Origin of the sequence: Vibrio neptunius (assembly GCF_000967495.1) — a bacterium.
Lineage (GTDB): Bacteria > Pseudomonadota > Gammaproteobacteria > Enterobacterales > Vibrionaceae > Vibrio > Vibrio neptunius.
In genome coordinates this window covers 134,041-150,233 of the sequence record NZ_JXXU01000040.1, presented here as the reverse complement: position 1 = coordinate 150,233, position 16,193 = coordinate 134,041, and the positions used below count along the sequence as shown (strand labels likewise).

Genomic DNA, 16,193 nt, shown 5'->3' with positions numbered 1-16,193 from the left:
AAGAAAGACAGGATACATCAAAATGACTGATGCTGTTCAAAACGACAATGTACAAGAAGAGAATAAGCTGATTGCTGAGCGCCGCGCTAAACTGGATCATATCCGTCAGAGCTGCAAAGCAAACGGCCACCCAAATGACTTCCGTCGTGAGCACCTAGCTGGCGATCTTCAAGCGGAATTCGGTGAAAAGACGAAAGAAGAGCTAGAAGAGCTAAACCATGTTGTGGCAATCGCTGGTCGTGTCATGGCTAAGCGTGGTCCTTTCCTAGCGATTCAAGAAACCTCTGGTCGTATCCAAGCTTACGCTGCGAAAGATGTTCAAAAAGAGCTGAAAGAGAAATACCAAGGCCTAGATATCGGTGACATCATCGGTGTGAAAGGTGCTCTTCACAAGTCAGGTAAAGGCGACCTTTATGTGAACATGGAGTCGTACGAGTTGCTAACGAAAGCACTTCGTCCACTTCCAGAGAAATTCCACGGTCTGACTGACCAAGAGATGCGTTACCGTCAGCGTTACGTTGACCTTATCGTCAACCAAGATTCACGTGAAGCTTTCATCATCCGTTCTAAGCTTGTATCGGCAATCCGTAACTTCATGAGCTCAAAAGGCTACCTAGAAGTTGAAACGCCAATGATGCACGTTATCCCAGGTGGTGCAACGGCTCGCCCATTCATCACTCACCACAACGCACTAGACATCGACATGTACCTACGTGTTGCTCCAGAGCTTTACCTAAAGCGTCTAGTGGTTGGCGGTTTTGACCGCGTATTCGAGATCAACCGTAACTTCCGTAACGAAGGTCTATCGCCACGTCATAACCCAGAGTTCACTATGATGGAATTCTACCAAGCGTACTCTGACTACAAAGACCTAATGGATCTGACTGAAGAGATGCTAAGCACAGTTGCGATGGACGTTCTGGGTTCAACGTCTATGCCTTACGGTGACGAAACAGTTGAGTTTGGTGGTAAGTACGCTCGCATGAGCATGTTTGAAGCAATCAAACACTACAACCCAGAGCACGCTGAGATCCAGGCGCTCACAGAACAAGACCTTACTAATCGTGACAAGATGGTTGCTATCGCAAAATCGGTACACGTGGAAGTAGAAACGTTCTGGACATGTGGTCAGCTTCTAGAAGAGATCTTTGGTGAGACTGCTGAACCTCAGCTAATTCAACCAACGTTCATCACTGGTTACCCAGCGGATATTTCTCCTCTTGCTCGTCGCAGCGATGACAACCCATTCTTCACAGACCGTTTCGAGTTCTTCATCGGTGGTCGTGAAGTGGCGAATGGCTTCTCAGAGCTTAACGATGCAGAAGACCAAGATGCGCGCTTTAAAGCACAGGTTGATGCGAAAGATGCAGGTGATGATGAAGCTATGTACTACGATGCGGACTACATCACAGCACTTGAGCACGGCTTACCGCCAACGGCAGGTCAAGGTATCGGTATCGATCGTCTAGCGATGCTGTTTACTAACACGCACACTATCCGTGACGTGATTCTGTTCCCAGCAATGCGTCCACAAGCTTAATAGCGAGTGTAAAAACAGCGAAAAGGCCGATATCACTCTGTGGTATCGGCCTTTTTTATGGCTCTAGGGTCAGAGGTTTTTCACTTCCAGGCCTGCGATCTGATGCCAATAACCGTTACATTGGCGGCTTTCAATGTTCATCGGACTTTGTCCGAATTCGTTAGCTCGAAAATGGTTTAACTCTGAAAGGGTCTCGATGCCAAGTGGGCTGAGACGAACGACATCGACCAATCCTCTCATACTTGGCAAATCGTTAATCAGGTTGTAGCAATAGCCTGATTGAGTCTGAATACCATTGAGATTAAACACTTGTTGACCTTCCTGACTGCTGACTTTTATACCTGTTGGGTATTTGATACAGCAAGTTTCACAATCGTCTTTGGCTCTATTTTCAGCGCGAGCAGTGAAGCAGCGCGCAGAATAGGCGAGTGGCAAATAGCCATGGCTGAAAACTTCAACATCGAACTGTCCACGAATCCCTATTTCTTCAGATTGCATCATTATTTTATCCAACCAGTCGCGGGAAAGCTCAACTGGCATACACCATCGGCTCATGCCTTGTTTAACAAATAGTTTCAGCGTATGTGCGTTATAAACATTCACAGCAGGGCCGACAACAAATGGAATCTTCTGTTTAGAAGCCAACTGTATGGCAGAGACATCGTTAGCTTCGATAGCAAATTCGCCATTATCAATGTACTTCTTCATGATATTGACTTCACTAGGCGCTTCAAGCAATGCCATGGTGGATAGCACGACTTGTTTGCCGGATTGGCTGAGCGCTCTCGCAATATCCAGCCAATGTGCAGGTTTCATTTCTCGACGTTTGGAACACACACTCTCACCTAGATAAATGATGTCGGCGTCGCTCGATGCGGCTTGCAGATAAAACTCTTCTACATCTTGCTTAGGCCAGAAGTAAAGGAGAGGGCCAAGGGCGTATTTCATCGTATTTTCCATTCTATACCTTACTGCCACTTACGGTGATAAGCACCGAGAGTTGTCTGAGTACCTTCCGAGATGTTGGCCAGAGTAGCATCCCAAGCTGCTTCAACTTGATAGGTTTCAGGTTTGTCTAAGTAGTGGTCAATGGCTGCACGCCAAGTACGAGTCACCTGTTCTACATAGGCGGGGCTTCGTTGACGGCCTTCGATTTTTACAGAAGCCACATTCGCGGCGAACAAATCAGGCAACATCGAGAGTGTATTGAGGCTGGTGGGCTCTTCCAATGCATGATAAGCCTGAGTGTACTCGTCCAGTTCTGCCGTGAATCTGCCCTTACACAAAGTGGGGTAGCCAGCATTTTCGCCATCACTGTAGCGATCAATGAGAATTTTATTCAACCGAGATTCCAGCCCTTTGTCTGTTTCCTGCCAACGAACAAACTTTGCAGGTGAGCACGCGCCAACGGTATTGGGTGATTCGCCCGTCATATATGAAGAAAGGTAACAGCGGCCTTCAGACATAATGCACAAGCTGCCGAAGGCGAACACTTCCAAATCGACATCCTGTGGAATATTGCGTGACAGTTGTTTGACCTGATGGATAGACAGTACACGCGGCAGCACCACACGTTTAACATTGAAATTGCGTTTATAGAAGTCTATCGCTGCTACATTGGTCGCAGATGCTTGAACCGACAAATGCAGTTCGAGCTCTGGGTATTTGTTGGCGGCATAATCCAGTACGGCGATATCAGCAATGATTAATGCATTAATACCACTTTGGGCGGCGCGATCGACGGCGTCCGTCCAGCGTTCAAATCCATCAGGATGGGCGAAAGTATTCAGCGCGACGTGAATTTTTTTCTTATGGTCGTGAACGTATTGAACCGCTTTGTCCAGTTTCTTGCCAGTGAAGTTAAGACCTGCGAAGTGGCGCGCATTGGTATCGTCTTTGAAGCCGATGTATACAGCGTCAGCACCACAGTCGATGGCTGTTTTAAGAGCAGGTAAGTTACCTGCAGGGCAGAGGAGTTCCATAGCGCCTTCCAATCTGTCTTTGCGAAAAATTGCTCCGCATTTTATGAAGGAATATGAATGGCAAGTTTGATTTAAGGCAGGTTTAGGTAAGTTTCTGAGTTAAATACTCATTTACAGTGAGTTGCGATCAGTTTTTATGGCGACGATGCTGAGCAAACAGCTCTTCGACCTCGTGCTTTGGTTGCGGGCGATAGAAATGGAATCCCTGAATCGAATTGCAATTGAGGTTAGAGAGGAGAGTCGCTTGTTGCTGAGTTTCGACGCCTTCTGCAACGACAGTCAGATTAAGTGATTTACCCAGATTAATGATATTTTCGATCACCGTTACCTGCTTCGGTAGCGTATCTATGTCACTGATGAAAGCGCGATCAATTTTAAGCTCATCAATAGGGAAACGGGCCAGATAAGAAAGCGAAGAATAGCCGGTACCAAAGTCGTCAATCGACAAAGCAAAGCCAAGCTTTTTAATGGCGTTGAGCATTTGCAGCGTATGCTCGCTATCGCTCATCACTGCACTTTCGGTCAGTTCAAACGTGATACAGTTGGGATCAAGCTCTGTAGTACGCAGGAGTTTTTCCATGTAATCGATCAGTTTTGGATTGCCAAATTGTTCTGGCGACAGGTTGATTGCGACTCGACCCGGCAAAATACTTTGAAGTTTCCAACGCTTAACGGTACTAAATACTTCTCGCATGACAACTCTACCCAAGTGTTCAATCAAACCTGCTCGTTCAGCTACGGGAATGAAGGCTCCTGGGCTAATGTAACCTTCCACGGGATGTTTCCAGCGGATAAGAGCTTCGGCGCCATTAATGCTGAAATCACGGGCGTTGACCTTAGGCTGGTACCACACTTCCAAGCCATTTTGTTGCAGGGCTTTTTGCAGCTCTATCTCTAGCCATAAACGCATACGTGCTTCTTTGTTCATCTGGTCATTAAACTTAATCAGACGATTTCGGCCACGGTCTTTGGCTTCGTACATCGCGGTATCTGCGTTTTGCAGCAGAATACGAGCGTCGTTGCCGTCACCTGGATAAGTCACACTGCCAATAGAGCACGCTAAACGTTTGCTGAAATGGTGCAGATCAAAAGGCTGGTTAATGAGGGAAATGATGCGTTCAGCAAGCATTTCGGCCATGTGATGATTGTCTGGTTCAGGCATAATCAGACCGAATTCATCGCCTCCTAAATGCCCTACTACTGCGTGCTGTGGTAACAAACGCTTAAGACGTGACGACACTTCTTTTATCACTTTGTCACCGATATGATGGCCTAGAGAATCATTGATGTTTTTAAAATTATCAATATCTAAATAGAGCAACAAAAGTGGTGTTTCATTATGAATGAACTGCTCAAGACGTTTGGTAAAACCAAAACGATTGTAAAGGCCAGTTAAAGAATCAATATGTGCATCTTCTAAGGGTTTGTTACTTAGATGTTTGGGGGCCTCATCAGCATCTTGAATGAGCACTAACTGAGAACCACTGCCTAGCACCATCGCCTCATCAGCGTGCAGTTGAACACGGCGCTCAAAGCCACACCTTGGCCCTGTCAGACAGGTTAAAGGTGCTTTCGCCAGTGAACTGCTGAGCAATTTACTGAAAACCGTTTTGGTTTTCTCATCGACAAATAAGCGTGAAAGCTCTTCACCCAACAAATCATTGTTATCTTCAAAGCCGAGTAAACGTACCGCCGCAGGGTTGGCTGAAATGATGCAATCGTCTTCTACAATGAGCAAGCCATCTGGTAATAAGGTAGTAAGTGTTGAGAACTTATTTTCCGACTCTTCTAGAGAGCGAACCAGAATATGTTTTTCGGATGTATCGACAGCATGAAAAGCTACGTATTCAATTTTCTTGTCGATTAAGATGGGGGCTAAGCTGAAATGCAGACTTGTTTCGAGCTCAATCTCGTTCAGTGTGATTTCTGCTTCGAGAAATTCTCCGTTAAAGGCTCTCTCATAATAAGGCTTGAGCTGATGATAGAAATGTTCACCTAAGGTTTGCGTATCGCTCATACCGACCAGCTCTCGATTGGATAGACCTGCTATATCGCAATAGCGACCATTAACCATGGCATAGTTATGCTGGCTATCCAAAATGGCGAAAAAAAACGGGCTGTTCGCCGTTATCTTCGTGAACCAATGCTGTAGTTGTTGCGAAAGCATCAAAGGTATTACCGACTCTCCAAAGAGCAATACGAGTCACAGAGTTGTGAATAGAAGCGATACCAATAACTATAACTGTGATTGCCGCTAGATTAAAGGGTTAGCGGTATCAGACTCATTTTTGATACACAACAGGAATCGCTCCATCATCATCCATTATGATGAGTTTCCTATTTACAAAGTAACGGATAACGCTCGTGATTAACAAGATTCGTACTCAGCTAGTTGAAAATGCCGCATCAATTTTGAGATCTCCAGTCCAGTTATTACCAGAATCTGTACAAAAAAAAGCCTTGTTGAATGGATTGAAGATGGTATTTAAAGAGTCGCTCGAAGACGGTGATTTTGAGTTTATCCAAGATAAGTGGTTGAAAATAGAGATAAAGGATATGCATCTCAGTTGGTGTTTGAGCTATCAGAAAGACAAGCTGATTGTGGCAAATGCTCAAGTCGAGGAAGATATAGCGTTTCGCGGTAATCTCAATGATCTAGTATTGATAGCAGGAAGAAAAGAAGATCCTGATACATTATTCTTTCAGCGCCGCTTGTCTATAGAAGGGGATACAGAGCTGGGGTTAGAGATTAAAAACTTAATGGATAGTATTGATTTCGAGCAGTTGCCGAAACCATTGCAAACTCTATTAAATCAACTAGCCGATTTTGTGCAGAAAGGGTTACAATCGCCTATTGCACAAAGTGAGGTGATTAATGCTAATTCGAACTGAAGCTCCGGCTGATATTCTTGCGGTCGACAGACTACTTAAGTCTACTTTTGAAACAAAAGCTGAAGCAGCTTTAGTTATGAAGCTAAGAGAAAATGGACGTAGAACCTTATCATTGGTTGCCTGTAATGATGATGGTGAGGTTGTTGGGCATGTTATGTTCAGTCCGGTCACACTAAATAATGAAGACTTGAATTGGCAAGGGTTGGCTCCTTTGGCTGTAAAAGAAAGTTATCGACGCCAAGGAGTAGCGGCAGAGCTAGTTAAAGAGGCTTTCGAATCTCTGAAGGAATTTGGTTATCCAGCTTGCGTAGTATTAGGTCAACCAGAGTATTATTCGCGCTTTGGTTTTGAAGCGAGTGAAAAGTATGGTTTCAATTGTCAATGGGAAGTGCCAATTGGTTCATTCCAAGTAATAGCGCTTGCAGAAGGTGAGTTTACTAATCGAAGTGGTCTAATTGAATACAGCCCAGAGTTTTCAGCGTTTTAGGTAGAGTGCATACGCGAAGGTAGAGAAAAGTAAGACTTTTGTCCTTTTTTTGACCGCTTAGCCTCTAAGTCGTCTTTTTTTGAAAAATTCTACTTGTCAGCGTAATAACGTTTCGCTAGTATTGCTCGGCCTTCGATAAGGAGGTCGCTAGCCTTGTTCAAAAACATCAAAAATAAGTTTTCGAGCGGCGCTGGCTCAACAATTTGGAACATAGGTGGAAATCATGTTTACAGTTCTACTTGTGATTTACCTGTTGGCAGCGGTTGGTGTAATCGGCCTAGTGCTGATTCAACAAGGTAAAGGCGCAGATATGGGAGCCTCATTCGGTGCAGGCGCATCAAACACAGTGTTTGGCGCAAGCGGCTCAGGTAATTTCCTAACCCGAATGACTGCAATTTTTGCAACAGTATTTTTCATCCTCAGCTTAGTGCTAGGTAACATGTCAACTCATAAAACTGAATCTCAGTGGGTTGACCCGACTCAAGGTCAAGTTATCCAGAAAGCTGACGATGCTGCGAGTGAAGTTCCAGCCCCTACAGGCGACGAAATTCCTCAATAAGCTAAAGATTTAGCTGCCGAGATGGTGAAATTGGTAGACACGCTAGCATGAGGTGCTAGTGCCTTAGGTGTGAGGGTTCGAGTCCCTCTCTCGGCACCATTATTTACAAACTTGTAAAACAACTTGGAGAGCGTATAATGCTCGACAAGTCGGACGCGGGGTGGAGCAGCTTGGTAGCTCGTCGGGCTCATAACCCGAAGGTCGTCGGTTCAAATCCGGCCCCCGCAACCAAATCCCTTTTCTTTTATAGATAGTGGATGTGGACAAGTTTGCGCAGTTGCAATAGCAACTGTGAGTTAGGCAGATTTTGATTGCTTAACACATCAGGGTCCAGCATCAAAAAACCCCGACTTTCGGGGTTTTTTGTTATCTGAATTTCTGTATCTCAGAATTTCAGACATTGCTTGGAATTTAAATTGGGCTCTGAGCCCTTTTTTTGTTTCTGGAGTGGTTTAAATGACTGGTTTAGAAAGACAACTTACTGAAATGCTTGAAGCACCAGTAGCTGCATCAGGTTATGAGTTAGTTGGATTAGAATTTATTCGCGCAGGCGAACATTCAACATTACGTATCTTTATTGATCATGAAAATGGCATCTCTGTAGATGATTGTGCAGAAGTTAGCCGTCAGGTCAGTGCAGTTATGGACGTTGAAGATCCAATCACCGTGGCTTACAACCTAGAAGTGTCTTCTCCAGGTTTAGAAAGACCACTTTTCAAAGCAGCACACTATGAACAATTTATTGGTCACGAGGTAAGCATCGTTTTGAAAATGGCTGTTGGTAACCGTCGTAAGTGGAAAGGTGTTATCCACGCAATCGAGGGTGAAACAGTAACAGTTACTGTGGACGGCAACGCAGAAGAGTTTGCTTTGAGCAACATTTCAAAAGCTAACCTGATCCCTAAATTTTAATTAAGGTCTTAGAGGCTATTTAAAATGAGTAAAGAAATTTTAGCGGTAGCAGAAGCGGTATCAAACGAAAAAGGGGTACCTCGTGAGCGCATCTTTGAAGCCCTAGAGATAGCTCTAGCTACATCTACAAAGAAGAAACACGAAATCGAAATCGATGTGCGTGTTGAAATTGACCGTAAAACGGGTGAGTTCGATACTTATCGTCGTTGGTTAGTTGTTGAAGAAGTGGAGAGCCCAACAAAAGAAATCTCTCTTGAAGCAGCACAGTTTGATGATGAGACGATTGAGCTAGGTGACTACGTAGAAGATGATATCGAGTCAGTAACTTTTGATCGTATTACTACGCAAACAGCGAAGCAGGTCATCGTACAGAAAGTTCGTGAAGCTGAACGTGCCCAGATCGTAGAGCAGTTCATCGACAATGAAGGTGAGCTAGTTACTGGTGTGGTTAAGAAAGTTAACCGCGAAACTATCGTACTTGACCTAGGTAACAACGCTGAAGCGGTAATTCTACGTGATGACCAGCTTCCTCGTGAAAACCACCGTCCGGGTGACCGCGTTCGTGGTCTTCTGTACCGCGTAGCGCCAGAAGCACGTGGTTTCCAACTATTCATCACACGATCTAAGCCAGAAATGCTGGCGGAGCTATTCCGTGTTGAAGTACCGGAAATAGCAGAAGAGATCATTGAACTGAAAGGTGCGGCTCGCGATCCGGGTTCTCGTGCGAAGATTGCAGTGAAGACTAACGACAAGCGCATTGACCCAGTGGGTGCGTGTGTTGGTATGCGTGGTGCACGTGTACAGGCAGTCTCTGGCGAGCTTGGCGGTGAGCGTATTGATATTGTGCTTTGGGATGATAACCCAGCTCAGTTTGTTATCAATGCAATGGCACCAGCAGACGTGGCTTCTATCATCGTTGATGAAGATGCTCACGCAATGGATATTGCGGTTGAAGCCGATAACCTAGCACAAGCTATTGGCCGTAACGGTCAAAACGTACGTCTAGCTTCTCAACTAACAGGTTGGGAACTGAACGTAATGACGGTTGAAGATCTGCAGAAGAAACACGCAGAAGAGTCTCAAGCGTCAATTGAAAACTTCATGAAGTACCTAGATATCGAAGAAGATTTCGCTCAGCTGTTAGTTGAAGAAGGCTTCTCTTCTCTTGAAGAGGTCGCTTACGTACCAGTAAACGAACTGCTTGAAGTCGATGGTCTAGACGAAGATCTTGTCGAAGAACTACGTAATCGTGCAAAAGATGCCCTAACAACAATGGCTTTGGCTCAGGAAGAATCTTTTGAAGGCTTAGAGCCTGCGGAAGACTTGCTTGGTCTTGAAGGTTTAGAGCGTGAAATGGCCTTTAAACTAGCAGCTAAAGGGGTAGCAACACTGGAAGATCTAGCAGATCAAGGTATTGATGACCTAGAAGGTATCGACGGCCTAACTGAAGAACGTGCGGGTGAATTAATCATGGCAGCTCGTAACATCTGTTGGTTCGGCGAAGACGAATAATATTCAGCAAGGAGAAAGCGGCATGACACAAATTACTGTTAAAGCACTGAGTGAAGAAATTGGTACACCAGTTGACCGCTTATTAGAGCAACTTGCTGATGCTGGTATGACAAAAGCGAGTGCAGATCAGGTAACCGAAGAAGAGAAGCAAAAATTGCTTACTCACCTGAAAAAAGAGCACGGTGATACTTCTGGTGAAGCTGAACCAACTCGTTTAACTCTACAGCGTAAAACTCGCAGCACACTAAGCGTCAATGCTGGTGGCGGCAAGAGTAAGGATGTTCAAGTAGAAGTGCGCAAAAAGCGCACTTATGTGAAGCGCAGCACTATCGAAGACGACGCGAACCGCGAGGCTGAGGAAGCAGCAAAGCGTGAAGCTGAAGAGCTTGCGAAGCGTGAAGCTGAAGAGCTAGCAAAACGTGAAGCTGCAGAGAAAGCACAACGCGAGGCCGAAGAAAAAGCGAAGCGAGAAGCGGATGCAAAACGTGAAGCTGAAGAAAAGGCCAAACGCGTACAAGCTGATAAGGCTAAGAAAGACATGAATGCAACAAAAAGTGCAGAAGTGAACGCGCAAGCGAAAAACGAAGCTGACGAACTGAAACGTCGTCAGGAAGAAGAAGCACAGCGTAAAGCTGAACAAGAAGCAGCTAAGCTGGTTGAAGAAGCTCGTAAGCTTGCTGAAGAAAATGAAGCTCGCTGGAATGAAGCGGAACAGAAGAAGAAAGAGTTGGAAAACTCTGACTATCACGTAACAACTTCATCATATGCTCGTGAAGCAGAAGATGCTGCGGATCGCAAAGAAGAAGGTGGTCGTCGTAAGAAGAAGAAGAAAGCTTCTGGCAACGATGATCAAAACCGTGGTGGCCGTAACCAGCGCGGCGCTAGAGGTCGCAACAAAGGTAAATTGGCGAAGCCTGCTTCAATGCAGCAAGGTTTCGATAAGACAGCTACTGTTGCGAAAGCTGACGTTGTTGTCGGTGAAACCATCGTTGTATCAGAACTTGCTAACAAGATGTCTGTAAAAGGGACAGAAGTTATCAAAGTAATGATGAAGATGGGTGCAATGGCGACGATCAACCAGGTTATCGACCAAGAAACAGCACAACTTGTAGCTGAAGAAATGGGTCACAAGGTAATTCTGCGTAAAGAGAACGAGCTAGAAGAAGCAGTACTGTCAGATCGTGACAGCAATGCGGAAGCGGTACCTCGTGCTCCAGTTGTTACTATCATGGGTCACGTTGACCATGGTAAGACATCGACACTTGACTACATCCGTAAAGCGCACGTTGCGTCAGGCGAAGCCGGTGGTATTACACAGCACATCGGTGCATACCACGTTGAAACTGAAAACGGCATGATCACCTTCCTAGATACTCCTGGACACGCGGCGTTTACTGCAATGCGTGCTCGTGGTGCTCAGGCAACAGATATTGTTGTTCTTGTTGTAGCAGCAGACGATGGCGTAATGCCACAGACAATCGAAGCAATCCAGCACGCGAAAGCGGCGGGTGTACCTCTGATTGTTGCAGTGAACAAGATCGATAAAGAAGACGCGAACCCAGACAACGTTAAGAATGAGCTGGCTCAATACGATGTTATTCCTGAGGAGTGGGGCGGTGAGAACATGTTTGTTCACATCTCTGCGAAACAGGGTACAAACATTGAAGGTCTGCTAGAAACTATCCTTCTACAATCTGAAGTTCTTGAGCTGACAGCGGTAGAAGAAGGCATGGCGTCTGGTGTGGTTGTTGAATCTCGCCTAGATAAAGGTCGCGGTCCTGTTGCCACTGTACTGGTTCAGTCTGGTACTCTAAACAAAGGTGATATCCTTCTTTGTGGTCAAGAGTACGGCCGTGTTCGTGCAATGCGTGACGAGAATGGTCAAGAGATCTTCACTGCGGGTCCTTCTATCCCAGTAGAAATCATTGGTCTGTCTGGTGTGCCTGCATCTGGTGATGAAGCGACTGTTGTTCGTGATGAGCGTAAAGCACGTGAAGTTGCCAACTACCGTCAAGGTAAATTCCGTGATGTTAAACTAGCACGTCAACAAAAAGCGAAACTAGAGAACATGTTCTCTAACATGGCAGCTGGTGAAGTGGCTGAGCTTAATGTGGTGCTTAAAGCAGACGTTCAAGGTTCTGTGGAAGCTATCGCAGACTCGCTACGTAAACTTTCTACTGAAGAAGTGAAAGTGAACATCGTGGGTTCTGGTGTTGGTGGTATTACAGAAACAGATGCTGTTCTAGCGGCCGCATCTAACGCTATCATCCTAGGTTTCAACGTTCGTGCTGATGCAACTGCGCGTCGTGCAGTTGAAGCTGAAAACCTAGATCTACGTTACTACTCAATCATTTATCAATTGATTGATGAAGTAAAACAAGCAATGGGCGGTATGCTTGCTCCAGAGTTCAAGCAAGAAATTATCGGCCTTGCAGAAGTGCGTGATGTATTTAAGTCACCAAAACTTGGCGCTATTGCGGGTTGTATGGTTACTGAAGGTACTATTAAGCGCAGTAACCCAATTCGTGTACTACGTGAGAACGTGGTTATCTACGAAGGTGAACTAGAGTCACTACGTCGCTTTAAAGATGACGTACAAGAAGTTAAGAACGGCTACGAATGTGGTATCGGCGTTAAGAACTACAACGATGTTCGCGTTGGTGACCAAATCGAAGTCTTCGAAATCGTTGAAGTTAAACGTACTCTAGACTAATTGACTAACATTGCTGGCTTACTTATTGATAGATAAGCAGTAATTGGTTGTTGAATACGCCATGGGGGGCTGGAATTTATCCATCCCCCCATTCTTTCTAATAAGAGAAAAGATATGTCAAAAGAATTTAGCCGCACGCAGCGTGTTGCACAGCAGCTGCAAAAAGAACTCGCAATGATCCTTCAACGCGAAGTTCGAGATTCTCGCCTAGGCATGGTGACGATTTCTGATGTGGAAGTGTCACGTGATTTAGCATACGCAAAAGTGTTTGTAACTTTCCTATGTGTTGGTGAGCAAACTCCAGAATCTTGCCTAGAAGCACTACGTGAGCATGAAGTTCATATCCGTATGATGCTAGGCAAACGCATTCGCCTACGTCTAACACCTGAAGTGCGTTTCCACTACGACAATACACTTGTCGAGGGTATGCGTATGTCCAACCTAGTGTCAGAGGTAGTTAACGAAGATAAGCGTAAACAGCATGACGCTGGCCGTGAAGACGAAAATTCGGAAGAAGGTAAGGCATAATGGCTCGCCGTCGTAAAGGTCGTCCAATTAATGGGGTTGTCCTCTTAGACAAGCCAACAGGCATTTCATCTAATGATGCGCTGCAGAAAGTAAAACGCATTTACTTTGCAGAGAAAGCAGGTCATACCGGTGCTCTGGATCCCCTAGCGACAGGTATGCTGCCAATTTGTCTTGGTGAAGCAACCAAGTTCTCTCAGTTCTTGTTGGATTCTGATAAACGCTACCGAGTGATCGCCAAGTTAGGTGAGCGCACAGATACTTCGGATTCTGATGGTGAAGTGGTTGAGACTCGTCCGGTAGACGTTTCTCTCGAAAAGCTTGAAGCCTGTATTGATAAGTTCCGTGGTGAATCAGATCAAGTGCCTTCAATGTTTTCGGCATTGAAATACCAAGGTAAGCCTTTGTATGAATATGCACGAAAAGGCATTGAAGTGCCGCGTGAATCACGCAAAATTACGGTTTATGAAATCGTACTGCATCGTTTTGAAGGTGATGAAGTCGAGATGGAAGTCCACTGTTCTAAAGGAACTTACATCCGTACTATCGTTGATGATCTCGGTGAGATGTTATGCTGTGGTGCTCATGTCACTATGCTTCGTCGTACAGGTGTTGCCAAATACCCATACGAGAAAATGGTGACTTTAGAGCAACTTAATGAGCTATTAGAGCAAGCACATCGTGATGAAGTTGCTCCGAAAGAGCTACTTGATCCTCTGTTGTTACCTATGGATACCGCGGTAGAAGACTTACCAGAAGTAAACCTTAATGCTGAATTGACCAACTTGGTTCAACACGGTATGCCAGTGCAAGTATTCGGCGCACCAGAAGGCACACCGCTGCGTATGACTTCCGGTGAAGAGAAGTTGTTCATTGGTGTTGCTGAAGTGAATGATGATGGTAAGGTGGCACCAAAGCGCCTAGTTGTCTTTCGCGAAGAAGCTGAGTAGCGGCCATCACTACTGAATATTTAAAACCGAAGCTTAAAGCTTCGGTTTTTTTATAGCTGTGTGGCGCAATTTCTGTGGATACTTGATGCAATAGCAAGAAGCAGTCTTTACTTATGTAGCGAGGTTTGCCAAGGCGTCGAATTTTGTAGCCTTGGAAAGGGAGTCCGGACTCTTGTGTAAGAGGCTATTTAATTAGCTTAGCCTCGTTCAGAGCGGCTCTCAGTGCGTCAGCGCGTTTGCGGTTAACCCCAAAATCAGAGTGACCGGTGCGAGATTCAGAGCGAACAATCAGACTGTTCCCTTCTATTCTTAATTCCAAATCATCGACGAAACGCATGATCTTACTGGTAAATTCTATTCGTAAATAATCAGCGCTTTTTTCCGCAGTTTTGGTTCTTGGCTCTTTTAGTACCACAGCTTCGACCTGATCTAAGGTCACGCCGTCATTGAGTTCAAACGGTGCGAGGTTATGCTCTGGTCGAGTATCTTGTGTTGAAACGCAGTTAGGCTTGTCACCACAAGGGGAAGCTGTGCGATCTGACATATCTTGTACTCCTTGGCTACAAGCGGTTAAACCCAACAGGGTGATAGAGAGGAGAGCGGCGTTCTTCATTTTGAATACCTTGTCTTGTTCTTATCGAATTCAATTATATGTTTTAAATTAAAAAAGGATCCAATTAGTGGATCCTTTTGTGAGTTGAGGTAGGACTATACCTCAAGGTAATCAAGTATACCTTCAGCAGCTTTGCGGCCTTCATCAATCGCAGTGACGACAAGATCAGATCCGCGAACGGCATCCCCTCCGGCAAAGATTTTTTTGTTGCTTGTCTGGAACATAAACTCTTGGTCTGAAGGTGCTTTGATGCGTCCCCATTGATCGAGTTCAACATCATACGGTGTCAACCATTCCATTTTATGTGGCTGGAAGCCGAATGCCATGATCACTGCATCTGCTGTCAATATGTGCTCACTGCCTGCCACAGGCTCTGGACGGCGACGCCCTGCTTCATCGGGCTCTCCAAGCGCGGTTTTAACCACTTTCACCCCCGAAACCTTGCCAAAGACATCCACTTCGACACCTAAAGGTTGAAGGTTAAACTTAAAATCCACGCCTTCTTCTTTGGCATTTTTTACTTCTCGACGAGAGCCTGGCATGTTGGCTTCATCACGTCGATAGGCACAAATGACGTTAGAGGCCCCTTGTCTAATGGATGTGCGAACACAGTCCATCGCGGTATCACCACCCCCTAGTACGACGACTTTCTTACCCGTCATATCAATGAAGGGTTGCTCAGCTTCCAAGCCCATGACTTTGTATGTGTTGGAAATCAAAAACGGCAGTGCATCATAGACACCCGGCGCTTCTTCATTTTCTAGGCCGGCACGCATGTTTTTATAGGTACCAACCCCAAGAAACACGGCATCATATTCTTCAATCAGTTGCTGCATCTGAATATCTTTACCTACCTCAACGTTGAGCTGGAATTCCACGCCCATTTCAGTAAAGACACGACGTCGATTTTCCATGACGCCTTTTTCCAGTTTGAATGATGGGATACCAAAAGTGAGTAGGCCACCGATTTCTGGGTAGCGATCGAACACAACAGGTTTGACTCCATTGCGCACTAAAATATCTGCAGCAGCAAGTCCTGCTGGGCCTGCGCCAATAATAGCGACCTTCTTATCTGTCCATTCCACCTTGGACATATCTGGTTTCCAACCCATTTCGAAGGCTTTATCTGTGATATATTTTTCAATATTACCTATGGTTACGGCGCCAAAGTCATCATTCAGGGTACAAGAACCTTCGCATAATCGGTCTTGTGGACAAACTCGCCCACACACTTCTGGTAAGCTATTAGTTTGGTGAGAAAGCTCAACGGCTTCCAAGATTCGCCCTTCATTAGCAAGTTTTAGCCATTGCGGAATATAGTTATGTACAGGGCATTTCCACTCGCAGTATGGGTTGCCGCAGTCAAGACAGCGATCAGCTTGAGCAGTGGCTTGTTGCTTGGTAAAGGGTTCATAAATTTCGACGAATTCAATCTTGCGAACTTTAATCGGTTTCTTCGCAGGATCGACGCGTTGTACATCAATAAATTGGTATACGTTCTGGCTCAT

General features: G+C 45.4%; 14 protein-coding genes and 2 tRNA genes. 11 read left to right on the top strand and 5 right to left on the bottom strand.

Features of this window, described 5'->3' with window-relative positions; translation table 11 throughout:
- Positions 1-22 precede the first annotated feature (22 nt).
- Complete coding sequence (gene lysS / locus TW84_RS13755) at positions 23-1,540, top strand: lysine--tRNA ligase (protein WP_006958058.1); 1,518 nt, start codon at positions 23-25, stop codon at positions 1,538-1,540.
- Between the two features lie 69 nt (positions 1,541-1,609).
- Here lysS and TW84_RS13750 read toward each other — a convergent pair whose 3' ends face one another.
- The 3 genes from TW84_RS13750 to TW84_RS13740 all read right to left on the bottom strand — a co-directional run bounded on the left by TW84_RS13750 (position 1,610) and on the right by TW84_RS13740 (position 5,689).
- Positions 1,610-2,488 (bottom strand): U32 family peptidase, encoded by an 879-nt coding sequence (locus TW84_RS13750; protein ID WP_045976207.1) that lies wholly within the window; start codon positions 2,486-2,488, stop codon positions 1,610-1,612.
- Between the two features lie 20 nt (positions 2,489-2,508).
- Entirely contained in the window at positions 2,509-3,522 is a 1,014-nt protein-coding gene (gene ubiU, locus TW84_RS13745; RefSeq protein WP_045976206.1) for a ubiquinone anaerobic biosynthesis protein UbiU, read from the bottom strand.
- Positions 3,523-3,649: 127 nt separating this feature from the next.
- Positions 3,650-5,689 (bottom strand): putative bifunctional diguanylate cyclase/phosphodiesterase, encoded by a 2,040-nt coding sequence (locus TW84_RS13740; protein ID WP_045976205.1) that lies wholly within the window; start codon positions 5,687-5,689, stop codon positions 3,650-3,652.
- Positions 5,690-5,886: 197 nt separating this feature from the next.
- On the opposite strand from TW84_RS13740, the gene ubiT reads away from it, so the two are divergent.
- From ubiT to truB, 10 genes are all read left to right on the top strand, one after another.
- Positions 5,887-6,414, top strand: coding sequence for a ubiquinone anaerobic biosynthesis accessory factor UbiT (ubiT, locus tag TW84_RS13735; RefSeq protein ID WP_045976204.1), 528 nt, complete (start codon positions 5,887-5,889; stop codon positions 6,412-6,414).
- Positions 6,398-6,901, top strand: a complete 504-nt coding sequence (locus TW84_RS13730; protein ID WP_045976203.1) for a GNAT family N-acetyltransferase — start codon at positions 6,398-6,400, stop codon at positions 6,899-6,901. Before ubiT ends, TW84_RS13730 begins: the two co-directional genes overlap by 17 nt.
- A 223-nt stretch (positions 6,902-7,124) precedes the next feature.
- Positions 7,125-7,460 (top strand): preprotein translocase subunit SecG, encoded by a 336-nt coding sequence (gene secG, locus TW84_RS13725; RefSeq protein WP_045976255.1) that lies wholly within the window; start codon positions 7,125-7,127, stop codon positions 7,458-7,460.
- A gap of 15 nt (positions 7,461-7,475) precedes the next feature.
- Positions 7,476-7,559 (top strand) — tRNA-Leu (locus TW84_RS13720).
- Positions 7,560-7,614: 55 nt separating this feature from the next.
- Positions 7,615-7,691, top strand: a tRNA-Met gene (locus tag TW84_RS13715).
- A 225-nt stretch (positions 7,692-7,916) separates the two neighbouring features.
- Complete coding sequence (rimP, locus tag TW84_RS13710; protein ID WP_006958050.1) at positions 7,917-8,372, top strand: ribosome maturation factor RimP; 456 nt, start codon at positions 7,917-7,919, stop codon at positions 8,370-8,372.
- 24 nt (positions 8,373-8,396) lie between these two features.
- Positions 8,397-9,884, top strand: a complete 1,488-nt coding sequence (gene nusA, locus TW84_RS13705; protein WP_045976202.1) for a transcription termination factor NusA — start codon at positions 8,397-8,399, stop codon at positions 9,882-9,884.
- Between the two features lie 22 nt (positions 9,885-9,906).
- Positions 9,907-12,597 (top strand): translation initiation factor IF-2, encoded by a 2,691-nt coding sequence (gene infB / locus TW84_RS13700; protein ID WP_045976201.1) that lies wholly within the window; start codon positions 9,907-9,909, stop codon positions 12,595-12,597.
- Between the two features lie 114 nt (positions 12,598-12,711).
- Positions 12,712-13,125: a 30S ribosome-binding factor RbfA gene (gene rbfA, locus TW84_RS13695; RefSeq protein WP_045976200.1), complete on the top strand. Its 414-nt coding sequence runs from the start codon at positions 12,712-12,714 to the stop codon at positions 13,123-13,125.
- Positions 13,125-14,072, top strand: coding sequence for a tRNA pseudouridine(55) synthase TruB (truB, locus tag TW84_RS13690; protein WP_045976199.1), 948 nt, complete (start codon positions 13,125-13,127; stop codon positions 14,070-14,072). The genes rbfA and truB overlap by 1 nt, the downstream gene beginning before the upstream one ends.
- Before the next feature lie 184 nt (positions 14,073-14,256).
- Here truB and TW84_RS13685 read toward each other — a convergent pair whose 3' ends face one another.
- Entirely contained in the window at positions 14,257-14,685 is a 429-nt protein-coding gene (locus TW84_RS13685; RefSeq protein WP_045976198.1) for a DUF1499 domain-containing protein, read from the bottom strand.
- Positions 14,686-14,780: 95 nt separating this feature from the next.
- A complete protein-coding gene (locus TW84_RS13680; RefSeq protein ID WP_045976197.1) occupies positions 14,781-16,193 on the bottom strand; it encodes an FAD-dependent oxidoreductase in 1,413 nt (470 codons plus the stop codon).

What these genes read in the sequence shown, in the direction of transcription:
- TW84_RS13685 (WP_045976198.1), bottom strand. Translation starts at nt 14,685, where the DNA reads ATGAAGAACGCCGCTCTCCTCTCTATCACCCTGTTGGGTTTAACCGCT.
- truB (WP_045976199.1), top strand. Translation starts at nt 13,125, where the DNA reads ATGGCTCGCCGTCGTAAAGGTCGTCCAATTAATGGGGTTGTCCTCTTA.
- rimP (WP_006958050.1), top strand. Translation starts at nt 7,917, where the DNA reads ATGACTGGTTTAGAAAGACAACTTACTGAAATGCTTGAAGCACCAGTA.
- infB (WP_045976201.1), top strand. Translation starts at nt 9,907, where the DNA reads ATGACACAAATTACTGTTAAAGCACTGAGTGAAGAAATTGGTACACCA.
- lysS (WP_006958058.1), top strand. Translation starts at nt 23, where the DNA reads ATGACTGATGCTGTTCAAAACGACAATGTACAAGAAGAGAATAAGCTG.
- rbfA (WP_045976200.1), top strand. Translation starts at nt 12,712, where the DNA reads ATGTCAAAAGAATTTAGCCGCACGCAGCGTGTTGCACAGCAGCTGCAA.
- nusA (WP_045976202.1), top strand. Translation starts at nt 8,397, where the DNA reads ATGAGTAAAGAAATTTTAGCGGTAGCAGAAGCGGTATCAAACGAAAAA.
- secG (WP_045976255.1), top strand. Translation starts at nt 7,125, where the DNA reads ATGTTTACAGTTCTACTTGTGATTTACCTGTTGGCAGCGGTTGGTGTA.
- TW84_RS13680 (WP_045976197.1), bottom strand. Translation starts at nt 16,193, where the DNA reads ATGAGCCAGAACGTATACCAATTTATTGATGTACAACGCGTCGATCCT.
- ubiU (WP_045976206.1), bottom strand. Translation starts at nt 3,522, where the DNA reads ATGGAACTCCTCTGCCCTGCAGGTAACTTACCTGCTCTTAAAACAGCC.
- TW84_RS13750 (WP_045976207.1), bottom strand. Translation starts at nt 2,488, where the DNA reads ATGAAATACGCCCTTGGCCCTCTCCTTTACTTCTGGCCTAAGCAAGAT.
- TW84_RS13730 (WP_045976203.1), top strand. Translation starts at nt 6,398, where the DNA reads ATGCTAATTCGAACTGAAGCTCCGGCTGATATTCTTGCGGTCGACAGA.
- TW84_RS13740 (WP_045976205.1), bottom strand. Translation starts at nt 5,689, where the DNA reads ATGCTTTCGCAACAACTACAGCATTGGTTCACGAAGATAACGGCGAAC.